14 protein-coding genes are annotated in these 15,710 nt (G+C 63.7%); 5 read left to right on the forward strand and 9 right to left on the reverse strand.

The genetic code is table 11. From position 1 onward, the window contains the following. Positions 1-185 precede the first annotated feature (185 nt). The 4 genes from PF66_RS14115 (at position 186) to PF66_RS14130 (ending at position 5,105) form a co-directional block, all read left to right on the forward strand. Complete coding sequence (locus PF66_RS14115; protein WP_054060590.1) at positions 186-1,397, forward strand: CmpA/NrtA family ABC transporter substrate-binding protein; 1,212 nt, start codon at positions 186-188, stop codon at positions 1,395-1,397. 14 nt (positions 1,398-1,411) lie between these two features. Continuing rightward, a complete protein-coding gene (locus tag PF66_RS14120; RefSeq protein WP_054063035.1) occupies positions 1,412-1,987 on the forward strand; it encodes an ANTAR domain-containing response regulator in 576 nt (191 codons plus the stop codon). A gap of 228 nt (positions 1,988-2,215) precedes the next feature. Then, entirely contained in the window at positions 2,216-3,427 is a 1,212-nt protein-coding gene (locus tag PF66_RS14125) for a nitrate/nitrite transporter (RefSeq protein ID WP_054063036.1), read from the forward strand. A 7-nt stretch (positions 3,428-3,434) separates the two neighbouring features. Then, the gene (locus PF66_RS14130; RefSeq protein WP_054063037.1) at positions 3,435-5,105 is read left to right on the forward strand and encodes a bifunctional protein-serine/threonine kinase/phosphatase; all 1,671 of its coding nucleotides are present in this window, start codon (positions 3,435-3,437) and stop codon (positions 5,103-5,105) included. A 62-nt stretch (positions 5,106-5,167) separates the two neighbouring features. Here PF66_RS14130 and PF66_RS14135 read toward each other — a convergent pair whose 3' ends face one another. From PF66_RS14135 to ppsA, 8 genes are all read right to left on the reverse strand, one after another. Then, a complete protein-coding gene (locus PF66_RS14135; protein WP_054063038.1) occupies positions 5,168-6,148 on the reverse strand; it encodes an OmpA family protein in 981 nt (326 codons plus the stop codon). A 106-nt stretch (positions 6,149-6,254) separates the two neighbouring features. Continuing rightward, on the reverse strand, positions 6,255-6,845 hold the full coding sequence (gene sigX, locus PF66_RS14140) for an RNA polymerase sigma factor SigX (RefSeq protein ID WP_026007354.1): 591 nt from the start codon (positions 6,843-6,845) through the stop codon (positions 6,255-6,257). A gap of 90 nt (positions 6,846-6,935) precedes the next feature. Beyond that, complete coding sequence (locus PF66_RS14145) at positions 6,936-7,760, reverse strand: mechanosensitive ion channel family protein (RefSeq protein WP_026144854.1); 825 nt, start codon at positions 7,758-7,760, stop codon at positions 6,936-6,938. A gap of 2 nt (positions 7,761-7,762) precedes the next feature. Further along, entirely contained in the window at positions 7,763-8,011 is a 249-nt protein-coding gene (locus PF66_RS14150) for a hypothetical protein (RefSeq protein WP_017901896.1), read from the reverse strand. A gap of 64 nt (positions 8,012-8,075) precedes the next feature. Beyond that, the gene (locus tag PF66_RS14155; protein ID WP_054063039.1) at positions 8,076-9,071 is read right to left on the reverse strand and encodes a zinc transporter ZntB; all 996 of its coding nucleotides are present in this window, start codon (positions 9,069-9,071) and stop codon (positions 8,076-8,078) included. A 28-nt stretch (positions 9,072-9,099) separates the two neighbouring features. After that, complete coding sequence (gene rraA, locus PF66_RS14160; protein ID WP_054063040.1) at positions 9,100-9,591, reverse strand: ribonuclease E activity regulator RraA; 492 nt, start codon at positions 9,589-9,591, stop codon at positions 9,100-9,102. Between the two features lie 158 nt (positions 9,592-9,749). Next, complete coding sequence (locus tag PF66_RS14165) at positions 9,750-10,739, reverse strand: alpha/beta fold hydrolase (protein WP_054063041.1); 990 nt, start codon at positions 10,737-10,739, stop codon at positions 9,750-9,752. A gap of 251 nt (positions 10,740-10,990) precedes the next feature. Beyond that, complete coding sequence (gene ppsA / locus PF66_RS14170; protein ID WP_054056765.1) at positions 10,991-13,360, reverse strand: phosphoenolpyruvate synthase; 2,370 nt, start codon at positions 13,358-13,360, stop codon at positions 10,991-10,993. Between the two features lie 176 nt (positions 13,361-13,536). On the opposite strand from ppsA, the gene ppsR reads away from it, so the two are divergent. Then, positions 13,537-14,355, forward strand: coding sequence for a posphoenolpyruvate synthetase regulatory kinase/phosphorylase PpsR (gene ppsR / locus PF66_RS14175; RefSeq protein WP_010448956.1), 819 nt, complete (start codon positions 13,537-13,539; stop codon positions 14,353-14,355). A gap of 121 nt (positions 14,356-14,476) precedes the next feature. Here the strand turns inward: ppsR and prpF are convergent, their stop codons facing one another. Further along, positions 14,477-15,667, reverse strand: a complete 1,191-nt coding sequence (gene prpF, locus PF66_RS14180) for a 2-methylaconitate cis-trans isomerase PrpF (protein WP_054056766.1) — start codon at positions 15,665-15,667, stop codon at positions 14,477-14,479. Between the last annotated feature and the right edge of the window lie 43 nt (positions 15,668-15,710).

Here is a 15,710-nt window from a genome sequence, read left to right on the forward strand (position 1 = left end):
CCCTGCCAGATCATGATGAGAAGCTGATGGCCACCCGGCACGTCCGCGACAGTGGCATATGCCTTGCTACATCCCGACAAACCCTGGCCAACGGCGGCCGGGCTGCAAGGACAAAGACGTCGTAACCCGCCAGCGCCAGAGGCGTCGGCCGGGTGCGACGTTTTTTTTTGAAGAGTGAAACGCCGATGAACGAACTCCCCGCCTCCCCCCTCGCCTGGGTCAACGGCAGCGATGCGCCAGAGAAACCCAGCCTGGATCTCGGCTTCATGCCCCTGAGCGACTGTGCCTCGCTGGTGGTCGCCGCCACCCAGGGCTTTGCCCAGCCATACGGCCTGACCCTGAATCTCAGGCGCCAGCCGTCCTGGGCCAGTCTGCGCGACAAGCTGGTCAGCGGCGAACTGGACGCCGCCCACAGCCTCTACGGATTGATCTACGCCGTGCACCTGGGCATCGGCGGCAGCCCGGCCACCGATATGGCGGTGCTGATGGGCCTGAACCAGAACGGCCAGAGCATCAACCTCTCCCCGGCCCTGCAGAAGGCCGGCGTGACCAGCCCTGAAGCACTGGGCCGACACGCGCACCAGAATGGCGCAAGGCTGACCTTTGCCCAGACGTTTCCCACCGGCACCCACGCCATGTGGCTGTATTACTGGCTGGCCAGCCAGGGCATACACCCACTCAGGGACGTCAACAGCGTGGTGGTGCCGCCGCCCCAGATGATCACGCACCTGCGCGCCGGACGGATCGACGGTTTCTGCGTCGGCGAGCCCTGGAGCGACAGCGCGGTCAGGCAGGGCCTGGGCTTCACCCTGGCCACCAGCCAGACGATCTGGCCCGATCACCCGGAGAAGGTGCTGGGCTGCACCCGGGCGTTCGTCGAGCAGTACCCCAATACCGCACGAGCCCTGATGATGGCGGTGCTCGAAGCCAGCCGGTTCATCGAGCAGAGCCCGGAAAACCGCCGCAGCACGGCGCAACTGCTCAGCGGCAGCGATTATCTCGATGCGCCGCTGGAGCATATCCAGCCACGCCTGCTCGGCGACTACGAGGACGGCCTCGGCCAACGCTGGCAGGATCCCCACGCCTTGCGTTTCCACGCTGCCGGCGCGGTGAACCTGCCCTATCTGTCGGACGGCATGTGGTTCATGACCCAGTTCCGCCGCTGGGGGCTGCTGCGCGAGGATCCCGACTACCTCGGCGTCGCCCGCCAGGTGCAGCAACTGGAACTGTATCGCCAGGCCGCCGCCGTGCTGGGCATCGGGCACGGGCCTGAGGTGATGCGCAGCAGCCGCCTGATCGATGGCCAGATCTGGGACGGCAGCGACCCGGCCGGCTATGCCCGCAGTTTCCGGCTGCATGCCATGAGCGACGCGCCCGCCGCGTTCGCCCGTCACTGATCGGAGGCCTGAACATGCTGCGTATCCTGCTGATCAACGACACCGCGAAAAAGGTCGGACGCCTGCGGGCCGCCCTGGTCGAGGCCGGCTTCGAGGTCATCGACGAGTCGGGACTGACCATCGACCTGCCCGCGCGCGTGGAGAGCGTGCGCCCCGACGTGATCCTGATCGATACCGAATCCCCCAGCCGCGACGTGCTGGAACAGGTGGTGCTGGTCAGCCGCGACCAGCCCCGGCCCATCGTGATGTTCACCGACGAACACGATCCGGGGGTGATGCGCCAGGCCATCAAGTCCGGGGTCAGCGCCTACATCGTCGAAGGCATCCAGGCCCAGCGCCTGCAGCCGATCCTCGACGTGGCCATGGCCCGTTTCGAGAGCGACCAGGCGCTGCGTGCCCAATTGCAGGCACGGGACCAGCAGTTGGCCGAGCGCAAGCGCATCGAACAGGCCAAGGGCCTGCTGATGAAAATGAAGAACTGCAAGGAAGAGGAGGCCTATACCCTGATGCGGCGCCAGGCCATGAGCCGCCAACAGAAACTGATCCAGGTCGCCGAGCAGATCATCGCCATGAGCGAACTGCTCGGCTGAGGCGCAGCCAGCCTGGCCCGCCTCTTGCTTATCCGAACCTGCAGGTAACCAACGGCGGTTGCCCCACTTTACGACAAAGACGTCGCCCACCCCTTTCGCGCCAGCGCAGCGGGTGGCGACGTCTTTTGCGTTTTGGTCCCGCAAATGGGGGCCAGTGGTGCAGCCGTGCAGGCGCATCACCGCCCCCTTGCGACAGCCCCCCTGAGACTCTTACCGCTGAGGTGCGTGATGAATGCAAGTTTCTGGAAGTCCGGCCATACCCCGACCCTGTTTTCGGCCTTTCTGTATTTCGACCTGAGTTTCATGGTCTGGTACCTGCTCGGCCCCCTCGCGGTGCAGATCGCCGCCGACCTGCACCTGACCACCCAGCAGCGCGGGCTGGTGGTGGCCACGCCGATCCTGGCCGGCGCGGTCCTGCGCTTCCTGATGGGCATGCTGGCCGACCGGCTGTCGCCCAAGACCGCCGGGATCATCGGCCAGGTCTGTGTGATCGTCGCGCTGCTGGGCGCCTGGCAACTGGGTATTCACAGTTATGAACAGGCGCTGCTGCTGGGGCTGTGCCTCGGCATGGCCGGTGCCTCGTTCGCCGTCGCCCTGCCCCTGGCCTCGCAGTGGTACCCGCCACAGCACCAGGGCAAGGCCATGGGCATCGCCGGCGCCGGCAACTCCGGCACGGTGTTCGCCGCACTGATCGCACCGCTGCTCGCGGCCTCCTTCGGTTGGAACAACGTGTTCGGTTTCGCCCTGATTCCGCTGCTCGCCACCCTGCTGCTGTTCACCCTGCTGGCCCGCAACGCCCCACAACGGCCCAAGGCCAAGTCCATGGGCGACTACATGAAAGCCTTGGGCGACCGCGACAGTTGGTGGTTCATGTTCTTCTACAGCGTGACCTTCGGCGGCTTCATCGGCCTGGCCAGCGCACTGCCCGGCTATTTCAACGACCAGTACGCCCTGAGCCCGGTGACCGCCGGCTACTACACCGCCGCCTGCGTGTTCGGCGGCAGCCTGATGCGTCCGCTGGGCGGTGCCCTGGCCGATCGTTTCGGCGGCATCCGTACGCTGCTCGGCATGTACGCCGTGGCCGCCACCTGCATCGCCGCCGTCGGTTTCAACCTGCCCGATTCCCATGCCGCCCTGGGGCTGTTCGTCCTGGCGATGCTCGGCCTCGGGGCCGGCAACGGCGCGGTATTCCAGCTGGTCCCCCAACGCTTCCGCCTGGAAATCGGCGTGATGACCGGGCTGATCGGCATGGCCGGCGGCATCGGCGGCTTCGCCCTGGCGGCCGGCATGGGCGCCATCAAGCAGAGCACCGGCAGCTACCAGTTGGCCTTGTGGCTGTTCGCCAGCCTGGGGGTGCTCGCCTGGTTCGGCCTGCACGGAGTCAAGCGGCGCTGGCGCACCACCTGGGGCTCGGCAGCCGTGACCGCGGCCAGGGTCTGAGCGGCCGATGGCCCTGCAACTGAGCTTTGCCCAGGCCAGCGCCACCGGCCCCCGCACGGAGAACCAGGACGCCGTGCGCCTGGTCACGCCGGCACCGGAGCTGGCGGCGAGCAAGGGTTATCTGTTCGCCATCGCCGACGGGGTCAGCCAGTGCGCCGACGGCGCGCTGGCGGCGCAGGCGACCCTGCAGGCGCTGGCACTCGACTATTACGCCACGCCGGCGACCTGGGGCGTGGCCCAGGCGCTGGACCGCCTGCTGCTGGCGCAGAATCGCTGGCTGCAGGCCAATGGCGGCGGACAACCGCTGCTCACCACCCTGAGCGCCGTGGTCTTGCGCGGACGGCGCTTCACCCTGGCCCATGTCGGCGATTGCCGGGTCTATCGCTGGCATGACGACCAGTTGCAGCGGATCAGCCAGGATCATGTCTGGGAACAACCGGACATGCAGCACGTTCTCAAGCGCGCCCTGGGCCTGGACCAGCACCTGGTGGTCGACTATCTCGATGGCGAACTGCGCCAGGGCGAAAGTTTCGTCCTGCTCAGCGACGGCGTCTGGGCCACCCTCGGCGATGGGGCGATTGCCACTATCCTGCGTGAACAGCCCGAGCCGAATGATGCGGTGAAGACCCTGGTCAATGCCGCACACCTGGCCGGCAGCCAGGATAACGCCAGTGCGCTGCTGGTGAGGGTCGAGCAACCGGGGGAAAACAGTCTCGGTGACACGCTGATCCAGTTGCAGCAATGGCCGTTGCCGCCGCTGCTCAAGCCCGGCCAGTTCTTCGAGGGGTGGCAGGTCGACAGCCTGCTGGCGCAGAGCCGGCAATCGCTGCTCTACCGGGTGCGGGATGCCCAACAACAGCCCTGGTTGCTCAAGACCCTGCCCGCGAGCCGTCACGCCGAGCCCGACGCCGGCCAGGGGCTGCTGCTGGAGGAGTGGTTTCTGCGCCGGGTGGCCGGGCGCTGCTTTCCCGAAGTGCACCCTGCCCCGCAACGCCAGCACCTGTATTACCTGATGCGCGAATATCCGGGCCAGACCCTCGCCGAACGGTTCCGGCAGGTCGGGCCGCTGCCACTGGCGCAATGGCAGGAGTTGGCCAGGCGCACCCTGCAGGCGGTCGGCATGCTCCATCGGCGCAACATCCTGCACCGCGACATCAAGCCGCAGAACCTGCACCTGGGCAGCGATGGCGAGTTGCGCCTGCTGGATTTCGGCCTGGCCTATTGTCCGGGGCTGAGCGAAGCACCTGGCCCGGAACTGCCGGGCACCCCCGGCTACATCGCACCGGAAGCCTTCGACGGGCAGCCGCCGGACGTCCGCCAGGACCTCTACAGTGTCGGCGTCAGCCTGTTTCATCTATTGACCGGGCATTACCCCCATGGCGAGCTCGAAGCCTTCCAGCGCCCGCGCTTCGGTACGCCGGTCAGTGCCGCACGTTATCGCCCGGATCTCCCCGAATGGCTGGCCCACAGCCTGAATCGGGCGATCGCGGTGGCCCCCTCGGAACGCTACGAGACGGCCGAGCAGTGGCTGCTGGAGCTGGAGAAAGGTGAGCGCAATGTGCTGGGCGTGCGCCCGCGACCACTGCTGGAGCGCGAGCCGCTGAAAGTCTGGCGCACGGTGGCGCTGCTGTCGTTGCTGGTCAACCTGGCCCTGCTGCTCTGGATGCTGAAACCCTGAGCACTGAATTGCAGGCAAAGAAAAGCCCGGCCTGAGCCGGGCTTTTCGCAACACCAGGCTAATTACTTAGCTTGGGCTTCAACGGAAGCTTCTACGCGACGGTTGATCGCACGGCCAGCTTCGGTGGCGTTGTCAGCCACTGGACGGGATTTGCCGTAGCCGACAGCGTCGATGCGGCTAGCAGCAACACCTTTCTGAACCAGAATTTCCTTAACAGCCTGAGCGCGACGCTCGGACAGCTTCTGGTTGTAGGCTTCAGTACCGATGCTGTCGGTGTGACCAGCAACCACGGTAGTGGTTTGTGGGTACTGCTTCATGAAGTCAGCCAGGTTCTGCACGTCGCCGTAGCTGTTTGGCTTGACCACTGCCTTGTTGAAGTCGAACTTCACGTCCAGCTCAACTTTGACCACTTCAGCCACTGGAGCTTCAGGAGCCGGAGCTGGCTCTTGAGCAACTGGAGCTGGGGCAGGTGCAGGAGCGACCTTGCCGCCGCTGCCACCGAAGTTCACGCCCAGGCCTACCAGAGCAGCGTAGTCCCACTTGCCGTTGTCCAGCTTGTAGTCGGCTTCAACGCCGGCACGAGCGTACAGGTTGTCGGTGATGTACCACTTGGCGCCAGCGCCGGTGGTCAGGAAAGTCGACTGGTCACGACCGGTGTGGCCGTCAGCAGCAACGTTGGTCAGGCTGCCGTGGGCAACGCCGCCTTCAACGTATGGACGGATTGCATCGCCAACGGTACCGAAGTGGTACTGACCTTTCAGGCCGAACTTGTCACCGCCCAGCTTCTGGCTGCCGGTGCCGTCGTTCGAACGGGTGTGGTTGGTCTTGTCGTAGGTCAGGTTGACCGATACGTCGTCGGTGATGAAGTAGCCCAGCGAAGCGCCTGGGTTGTAGCCGTCTTCGACGTGCTTGACGCTGTCGTTGTACTGCTTCTTGTAGAACAGCTCACCCTCGACTGCGCCTTGGCCTTGTGCCAGAGCGCCGAACGAAGTTGCGGCTACAAGTGTACCAACGGCAATGCCCAAGGTGTTTTTCAGTTTCATCCGTTAAATCCCCATCTGGTGATTGTGAATCAGTCCCCAAACCGGGGGACAACTCGGCGACAAGTCTAGCAGAACTTGCCTGAACGTAAGAGATATTTGCGTCCAACTAAGTTTCAGCAATGCCCGCAAATTTCTCACGCAATTTATCAAGCGCCCTCTTGTAGCGCATTTTCGTAGCACTCAGGCCCATGTGCATGATGTCGGCGATCTCCTGGAATTCCAGCTCTGCGACAAAACGTAGCACCAGGATTTCCCGGTCGATCGGGTTCACATGCACCAGCCAACGGTCCAGACCACCCTTTTCTTCGGGCGCCGGCGTCTTCTCCTCGGAGGCCTCCTCGAGCGGATCGAGACTCAGGGCATCCATCAGGCGACGCTTGCGCCGCTCCTTGCGGTACTGGGTAATGCATTCGTTGTACGTGATGCTATAGAGCCATGTCTTGAACTTCGATTTACCCTCAAAGTTCTTGAGGCCATACAAGACCTTCAACATCACTTCCTGACAGACATCATCCGCATCACGATCGTTCCCTAAATACCTTGAACAAACGCTGAACAAAGTTCGTTGATAGCGCCGCATCAACTCTTCGTAGGCGCGCGTCACGTGAAACAGCTCCGCATGCGAACGCGCCACCAGCTCCTCATCGGTGAGCTCGCGGGGGTCGTAACGCATCGATAGCGATTGGGTTTTATTCAAAACGAGTCTTGCCGACAGTCAGGTCAATGGCCGCCGCGGCCCCGGGCTGGGGGCTTTTTGCGGCGGCATACATTAGCAGGGTTTGCCGGTTTAGCGGCTACTCACATGCTGTTCCAGCAGGATCCGATTGGAGAGAGAGACTAGCTCACCCTCGTCGGTCAGCAATGTGGTCTTAACCGTGCCGATCTCTTCGATCTGCCCTTCGACCTCGCCAACTCGCACTTGTTGCCCAACCTGGTACAACTCGCGCACATAGATTCCCGCCAGGATCTGCCCGGCAATTTCCCGGCTCCCCAGGCCCAGGGCCAGCGCCACGGCCAGACCAACGGTAATGAGCACGATCACGATCACATGGTTCAGCAGGTCGGTCTTGACCTCCAGCTGACTGATCGCCACCGAAATACTGATGATCACCACCAGGCCCTGGGCCACGCGCCCCAGGCCACTGGCGTAATCCAGGCCGACGCCTTCGGCGGCGCCGCGCACCAGGCCGTTGACCAGTTGCGCCAGCAGCATGCCGACCAGCAGCACCAGCGCCGCGCCGAACACCTTGGGCAGATACAGCGCCAGCATGTCGAGCGTCGCCGAAACCCGCTCCAGGCCCAGCGATTCCGCGGCGGAAACCAGGAAAATCAGCAGGATGAACCAATAGACGATCTTGCCGATCAGCGTCGAGATCGGCACCTGGATGCCCGCCCGGCCTAGCAGCTTGGTCAGGCCGGTACCGGCCATGAGGCGGTCCAGCCCCAGCTTGGCCAGCAGTTTGGACAACAGGGTATCGAGCAGCTTCGCCACGACGAAGCCCAGCAGTACGACCACCAGGGCGCCAAACAGGTTCGGGATGAAGTTCGCGACCTTCGTCCACAACGCTGTCATCGCCGTCACCAGACTCCGAGTCCAGAGATCAAGTTCCATATTCAATCAGCCTTATCCGCAGAGCGGGAACCAGGGGTACGACGAGAAACCGGCATCACATGGGCCGATCCATTGTTCAGGGCGATCATCAGCGCTTGCAGCCAGCGCCCCAGCAGACTGAAGAGATCGCCCGCGCCAACCTGGCGGTTGGCGGTTTTCAGCACACGGCCCAGGCACGCGTCGTCATCACGAGGTGTGGACGGCGAGGCCTTGAGCATGTCACGCAGAGACTGTTCAAACGGATCGTGCATAAGCACCTCTCGGAATGTCTTGAAAAGACGCGATCGGATTTTTCCGGGTCACATGCAACATCCTTCAGAGCCAGCGCAAACGACGAAACAGCCACCACTGCCCGAGCGCCACGGCGACGATCAGCAGGCAGGCGATGACAAAACCATAGGGGTCCTGGGAGCCCGGAATCCCGCCGACGTTGATCCCCAGCAGGCCGGTGAGAAAGCTCATCGGCAGGAAGATCCCGGTGATGATCCCGAAGCGGTACATGATCTTGTTCATGTGCTGGTTCAGGCGCCGGTCCTCGGCGTCAAGCAGCAGCCCCACGCGCTCGCGGGTCAGTTCGAGCTCCTCGAGATAGCGGGTCAGGCTGTTGTTCAATTCGTTCCAGTAGTCGGCATCGTCACTGGCGAACCAGGGCAGTTTGATCCGCGTCAACTGGCCGAAGATGTCCCGCTGTGGCGCCAGGAAGCGCTTCAGTCCGGCGGCCCGGCGACGGATCTGCACGACCGCCCCATGCTCTGGGCAATACCGCTCGTCGGAATCTGCCTTTTCTTCCTCGGCATCGACCACTTCCGAGAGCTCGCCGATCAAATCCTGGACCTTCATCGTCAGGTGCTGGGCGATGTACAGGATGAGTTCGGAAGCGGTTTTCGGCCCCTGGCCCTCCTCCAGTTGCGCCAGCAACTCATCGGTTGCCCGCAATGGCCGCAGGCGCAGGGAAATCACCCGGCTGGCCGAGGCGAAAATGCGTGCCGAAACCATGTCCTCGGGCTCGGCGCCCGGATTGAGGTTGACCCCGCGCAGGAACAGCAGCAATTCGCTGTCCGGCAACGGCAACAGGCGCGGGCGGGTGTTCTCCTCCAGCAGCAGGTTGCAGCTGAATTCACTCAGCCCGCTGGAATGACGCAGCCAGGTCCGGGTTTGTGGATGGCTGCGATCCCAGTGCAGCCAGAGGCTTTCCTCCGGCTGCAACTGCAGGTCATCCAGCTCGGTCCGAGCAATCGAGCGCGCACCACCCTCACCATCGAGAACCAGGGCATGGACCAGCCCCCATTGCGCGTTGTCTTCCTCGAACATCCCTACCCCTGTGGTCTACTGCGAAAAGTCATTCAGGCATCTTCAGCGGGCTGGGCGAAACGATGATCCCGTTGTTGTCCGCGTAAACGTATTCGCCCGGCCGAAATGTGACGCCGGCAAAGGTCACCGGCACATTCAGGTCACCGATACCGCGCTTGTCGGTCTTCATCGGATGGCTGGCCAGGGCCTGCACGCCCAGGTCGGTCTGCGCGATCACATCGACGTCGCGGATGCAGCCATAGACCACCAGACCTTCCCAACCGTTCTTCGCCGCCTTCTCGGCCAGCATGTCCCCGAGCAGTGCGCGACGCAGCGAGCCCCCACCATCGACGACCAGAACCTTGCCGCGGCCATCGACCTCGACCTGTTCCTTGACCAGGGAGTTGTCCTCGAAACACTTGATGGTCACGATCTGACCCCCGAAGGAATCGCGACCACCGAAGTTGCTGAACATCGGCTCAAGCACCTGTACCTGATCCGGATAGGCATCGCACAGGTCGGGAGTGACGTAATGGTTCATGGACTAACTCCTGTAGGTGAGAGACCGCAATCGAGGCGCCAACCCTCCCCGGCACCTCTTCAAAGAAACGCTCTGCCCGGCCGATTGTTTAGACAATGACCAGAAATGCTCAATGCGTCATATGTTAGCCGCAACGCCCCTGAAGCGGAATGCCCTTGTCAGAGCGCTTGCTGAACCTCGCCTGACTGAGGCGCCATAAAAGCCTGCTGATCACGCAACCAGTCAGCCACCAAAGGCCATACCTCGGCCTGGGCCGGCTTGCTGACCAGCATCTCGACGTGGCCGAATTCCGAACTGAACCCGGCCTCCCGGCCCAGGCAGATGAAGCGCTTGAGGGGCGAGCCGATCTGCTCGAACAATTTGCGGCAGGCCCAGGCCGGGTCCTGCCGGTCGCCGTCGGCGCTCACCGCCAGCACCGGCACGTCGACCTCCGCCAGGCCCTCCCACCAATTGCGCTCCTTGTCGCCGAAACGGCCGAACAGGCCGTACCAGCGCATGCTTTCCAGGGCCAGGCCGATCGGCTCGTCCTCCAGGCCGCGCTTGAGGCGCGAACCGGACAGGTGGGGAAAGCGCTTGAGCAGAAAACGCCCGCTCCACTCCACCGGTGGAATCTTCAGCGGCCAGTAGTTACGGCTGACCTGGCAACCGAACAATGCCGCCGAAGCCACCGCCGGCGCGCCCAGGTATTGGCCGCCGAGGGCCGCCGCCAGGGTCGTGCCGCCGAGGGAATGGCCGATCCAGTGGGGAACCTGGCCACTCTGTTCACGGACGAAGGCAGCGATCGCCGGCAGATCGTAGCGGGCGTAGTCGGCCACGCGATTGCGGCGATAGTCCTGGTTGCGCACGGAAAGACCATGGCCGCGCATCTCCGGCACCCAGACATCGAACCCGGCACGCGCCAGGTAGGCGCCCAGGCCAATGCCCTTGGGCGAGAACCAGAAGCGCCGGTTGGAGAAACTGCCATGCAGGAGAATGACCGGCACGCCACGGGCCTGCGGTTCGTCGGCCAGGCCCAGGCGGGTCACCGCCAGCTCGACCGAGGCATCGGGGCTGTTGCCCGGTTTCAAACGATAGACGTCTTCGCTCAGATCGCCACGACGCTCGGCGCTGAGCAAAGCCACCGGAAAAAGATCACTGCTGCTTTGCATAAGGCTCTTGCACAAAAAAGGGCGATGCCGGCATGGCTTCGCCCCATGTAATACCCAGACCGACCTATCTCGCGTGCCCCTGTGGGATACACTATTGCTGTGGGACGCGCCGCTCCTGTGGATACACCGCCCCTGTAGGAGCAGGGCTTGCCCGCGAAGAGGGCCTTGAGCCCGCTAAAAGCTTCGCGGGCAAGCCCTGCTCCTACAGGTGGCGCGCCCCACAGGGGGGCGGCGCGAGATCGGCTGGCGATTTACGCCTGGCCTTCAGCCAGGAAGAACCAGGTTTCCAGCACGGTATCCGGGTTCAGGGACACGCTTTCGATGCCCTGTTCCATCAGCCAGCGCGCCAGGTCCGGGTGGTCGGACGGGCCCTGGCCGCAGATGCCGATGTACTTGCCGGCCTTGTTGCAGGCCTGGATGGCATTGGACAGCAGCTTCTTGACCGCCGGGTTACGCTCGTCGAACAGGTGCGCGATGATCCCGGAGTCACGGTCCAGGCCCAGGGTCAGCTGGGTCAGGTCGTTGGAACCGATGGAGAAGCCGTCGAAGTGCTCGAGGAACTCGTCGGCCAGGATCGCGTTGGACGGCAGTTCGCACATCATGATCACCCGCAGGCCGTTCTCGCCGCGGGCCAGGCCATTGGCCGCCAGCAGCTCGACCACCTGGCTGGCTTCGCCCAGGGTACGGACGAACGGCACCATGATCTCGACGTTGGTCAGGCCCATTTCGTTGCGCACGCGCTTGAGCGCACGGCACTCGAGTTCGAAGCAGTCACGGAACGAGTCGCTGATGTAGCGTGAGGCACCACGGAAGCCCAGCATCGGGTTTTCTTCTTCCGGCTCGTAGAGCTTGCCGCCGATCAGGTTGGCGTATTCGTTGGACTTGAAGTCCGACAGGCGCACGATGACCTTCTTCGGCCAGAACGCCGCCGCCAGGGTACTGATGCCCTCGACCAGCTTCTCGACATAGAAGCCGACCGGATCGTCGTAGCCGGCGATGCGCTTGTCGACGCTGTCCTTGATCTCCGACGGCAGGCCGGCGTAGTTGAGCAGCGCCTTGGGGTGCACGCCGATCATGCGGTTGATGATGAACTCCAGGCGGGCCAGGCCCACACCGGCGTTCGGCAGTTGCGCGAAGTCGAAGGCACGGTCCGGGTTGCCGACGTTCATCATGATCTTGAACGGCAGTTCCGGCATGGCGTCGACGGAGTTCTTCTTGATGTCGAAGCCCAGTTCGCCTTCGAAGATGTAGCCGGTGTCGCCTTCGGCGCAGGAAACGGTCACGCCCTGGCCGTCCTTGAGCAGTTCGGTGGCGTTGCCGCAACCGACCACTGCCGGAATCCCCAGCTCACGGGCGATGATCGCCGCGTGGCAGGTACGGCCGCCGCGGTTGGTGACGATGGCGCTGGCGCGCTTCATCACCGGTTCCCAGTCCGGGTCGGTCATGTCGGAGACCAGCACGTCGCCGACCTGGACCTTGTCCATCTCGGTCACGTCGCGAATGATGCGGACCTTGCCGGCACCGATGCGCTGGCCGATGGCACGACCCTCGACCAGTACGGTGCCCTTTTCCTTGAGCAGGTAGCGCTCCATGACGTTGGCGCTGGCACGGCTCTTCACGGTTTCAGGGCGGGCCTGCACGATGTACAGCTTGCCGTCGTCACCGTCCTTGGCCCATTCGATGTCCATCGGGCACTGGTAGTGCTTCTCGATGATCATCGCCTGTTTGGCCAGTTCGCTGACCTCCGCGTCGCTCAGGCAGAAACGCGCGCGATCGGCCTTGTCGACCTCGACGGTCTTGACCGAACGACCGGCCTTGGCCTCGTCGCCGTAGATCATCTTGATCGCCTTGCTGCCCAGGTTGCGGCGCAGGATCGCCGGACGGCCGGCAGCCAGGGTGCTCTTGTGGACATAGAATTCGTCCGGGTTCACCGCGCCCTGCACGACGGTTTCACCCAGGCCGTAGGCGCCGGTGATGAACACCACGTCACGGAAGCCCGACTCGGTGTCGAGGGTGAACATCACGCCGGCGGTGCCGGTTTCCGAACGGACCATGCGCTGCACGCCAGCCGACAGGGCCACCAGCTTGTGGTCGAAGCCCTGGTGCACGCGATAGGAAATGGCGCGGTCGTTGAACAGCGAGGCGAAGACTTCCTTGGCCGCGCGGATGACGTTGTCCACGCCACGGATGTTCAGGAAGGTTTCCTGCTGGCCGGCGAAGGAAGCGTCCGGCAGGTCTTCGGCGGTCGCCGAGGAGCGCACGGCCACGGCCATGTCCGGGTTGCCCGCCGACAGGGTGGCGAAGGCGGCGCGGATTTCGCTGTTGAGGCGCTCGGGGAACTCCGCTTCCATGATCCACTGGCGGATCTGGGCGCCGGTTTTGGCCAGCGCATTGACGTCATCGACATCCAGCGCGTCGAGCGCGGCGTGGATGCGGTCGTTCAGGCCACTCTGTTCGAGAAAATCGCGATACGCCTGAGCCGTAGTGGCAAAGCCGCCGGGAACCGATACACCGGCGCCCGCGAGGTTACTGATCATCTCGCCAAGGGATGCGTTCTTGCCCCCTACGTGCTCCACATCATGGACGCCGAGCTTATCGAGGGAAACTACGTACTCTACCAAGGTGATCTCTCCACTGACTGTGTTGGATGAAGCTCAGGGCGGGCCAAATTCAATGGCTGGTCGATCCGCTCTGTGGCCTGGACCTGGAAAATAAGTGAAAATGCCAGCCATTCCAGGCCGGCAAATCCTGCCTATCATATCCAAGAATCGTCATCAGCTTAAGGCCCAAGGTGCAAATGAAACGATCTGCTTTCTTTATCTCCGATGGCACCGGCATCACCGCCGAAACCCTGGGTCAAAGCCTGTTGGCGCAGTTCGAGAACATTACCTTCGCCAAATCCACGCAACCGTACATCGACAGCGTGGACAAGGCCCGGGCCATGGTCCAGAAGATCAACAGTGCCGCCGAGCGGGACGGTTTCCGCCCGATCATCTTCGACACCATCGTCAATCAGGACATTCGTGAGATTCTCGCCACGTCCAATGGTTTCATGATCGACATATTTTCCACCTTCCTCGCCCCGCTGGAGCAGGAGTTGAGCGAGCACTCCTCCTACTCCGTGGGCAAATCCCACTCCATTGGCGGCAACTCCAACTACATGGAGCGGATCGAGGCGGTGAACTTCGCCCTCGACAACGACGATGGCGCCCGCACCCACTACTACGACAAGGCCGACCTGATTCTGGTCGGCGTGTCGCGCTGCGGCAAGACGCCGACATGCCTGTACATGGCGATGCAGTTCGGCATCCGGGCAGCCAACTACCCGCTGACCGAGGAAGACATGGAGCGCCTGCAACTGCCGACCGCCCTGCGTGCCCACCAGCACAAGCTGTTCGGCCTGACCATCGACCCCGACCGCCTGACCGCGATCCGCAACGAACGCAAGCCCAACAGCCGCTATTCGAGCTATGCCCAGTGCGAATTCGAGGTGCGCGAGGTGGAAAACCTGTTCCGCCGGGAAAACATTCCGCACATCAACTCCACGCATTTTTCCGTGGAGGAGATTTCGGCGAAGATCCTCGTGGAGAAAGGCGTGGAGCGGCGGTTCAAGTAGGGTTCCCGCAGGTCTGGTGGCAGGGTAAACCGCATTCGCGGGCAAGCCCGGCTCCTACAGACGCCGATCCCTGCGGGAGCCGGGCCTGCCCGCGAACAGGCTCCTACAGGGACCACCGGACTCAGAACGCGTCGCCCGGCACCCGCACCCAGCCTTCCATCAGCACCCGCGCGCTGCGGCTCATGATGGCCTTGACCACGGTCCATTCACCGTCGGCCTGGGTGGCCTCGGCACCGACCCGCAGGGTTCCCGACGGGTGGCCGAAACGCACCGAACTGCGCTCGCCGCCGCCCGCCGCCAGGTTCACCAAAGTCCCGGGAATCGCCGCCGCCGTGCCGATAGCCACCGCCGCGGTGCCCATCATGGCGTGGTGCAGCTTGCCCATCGACAGCGCCCGCACCAGCAGGTCCAGGTCACCAGCCGCCACCGCCTTGCCACTTGATGCGGTGTAGCTGGCCGGCGGCGCGACGAAGGCGACTTTCGGCGTGTGCTGACGCTTGGCCGCCTCGTCAAGGCGCCCGATCAGCCCCATGCGCAGCGCACCATGGGCACGAATGGTCTCGAACATCGCCAGGGCCTTGGGATCGCCGTTGATGTCGCCCTGCAGCTCGGTACCGGTGTAGCCGATATCCGCGGCATTGACGAAAATCGTCGGGATCCCGGCATTGATCAGGGTCGCCTTGAAAGTGCCGACACCCGGTACCTCCAGGTCATCCACCAGATTGCCGGTGGGAAACATCGAACCGCCGGCGCCCTCCTCCTCGGCGGCCGGGTCCATGAACTCCAACTGCACCTCGGCGGCCGGAAAGGTCACGCCATCGAGCTCGAAGTCGCCGGTTTCCTGCACCTGGCCGTCGGTGATCGGTACATGGGCGATGATGGTCTTGCCGATGTTCACCTGCCAGATCCGCACCACCGCCACGCCGTTGCGCGGAACCCGCTCGGCACCCACCAGGCCGGCACTGATGGCGAACGAGCCGACCGCCGCCGACAGGTTGCCGCAGTTGCCGCTCCAGTCGATGAACGGTTTGTCGATCGACACCTGGCCGAACAGGTAGTCGACGTCGTGGTCGGCCTTGATGCTGCGTGACAGGATCACCGTCTTGCTGGTGCTGGAGGTCGCCCCCCCCATCCCGTCGATCTGTTTTTCATAGGGATCGGGGCTGCCGATGACCCGCAGCAACAGCGCATCACGCGCCGCACCGGGCAACTGCGCCGCCTCGGGCAGGTCGTTGAGGTTGAAGAACACTCCCTTGCTGGTGCCGCCACGCATGTAGGTGGCGGGGATCCTGATTTGTGCTGCGTGGGTCATGAAGCCTCCTGCGGGGCCTGCACACCTGGGTTGCGCGGCAGGA

This window comes from Pseudomonas asplenii, assembly GCF_001293465.1.
Classification (GTDB): domain Bacteria; phylum Pseudomonadota; class Gammaproteobacteria; order Pseudomonadales; family Pseudomonadaceae; genus Aquipseudomonas; species Aquipseudomonas fuscovaginae_B.

Coding starts and splice junctions, on each gene's coding strand:
- rraA (WP_054063040.1), bottom strand. CDS start 9,591: ATGAACCATTACGTCACTCCCGACCTGTGCGATGCCTATCCGGATCAG.
- PF66_RS14145 (WP_026144854.1), bottom strand. CDS start 7,760: ATGGAACTTGATCTCTGGACTCGGAGTCTGGTGACGGCGATGACAGCG.
- PF66_RS14115 (WP_054060590.1), top strand. CDS start 186: ATGAACGAACTCCCCGCCTCCCCCCTCGCCTGGGTCAACGGCAGCGAT.
- PF66_RS14135 (WP_054063038.1), bottom strand. CDS start 6,148: ATGAAACTGAAAAACACCTTGGGCATTGCCGTTGGTACACTTGTAGCC.
- PF66_RS14120 (WP_054063035.1), top strand. CDS start 1,412: ATGCTGCGTATCCTGCTGATCAACGACACCGCGAAAAAGGTCGGACGC.
- PF66_RS14155 (WP_054063039.1), bottom strand. CDS start 9,071: ATGTTCGAGGAAGACAACGCGCAATGGGGGCTGGTCCATGCCCTGGTT.
- PF66_RS14125 (WP_054063036.1), top strand. CDS start 2,216: ATGAATGCAAGTTTCTGGAAGTCCGGCCATACCCCGACCCTGTTTTCG.
- PF66_RS14165 (WP_054063041.1), bottom strand. CDS start 10,739: ATGCAAAGCAGCAGTGATCTTTTTCCGGTGGCTTTGCTCAGCGCCGAG.
- PF66_RS14150 (WP_017901896.1), bottom strand. CDS start 8,011: ATGCACGATCCGTTTGAACAGTCTCTGCGTGACATGCTCAAGGCCTCG.
- ppsR (WP_010448956.1), top strand. CDS start 13,537: ATGAAACGATCTGCTTTCTTTATCTCCGATGGCACCGGCATCACCGCC.
- PF66_RS14130 (WP_054063037.1), top strand. CDS start 3,435: ATGGCCCTGCAACTGAGCTTTGCCCAGGCCAGCGCCACCGGCCCCCGC.
- prpF (WP_054056766.1), bottom strand. CDS start 15,667: ATGACCCACGCAGCACAAATCAGGATCCCCGCCACCTACATGCGTGGC.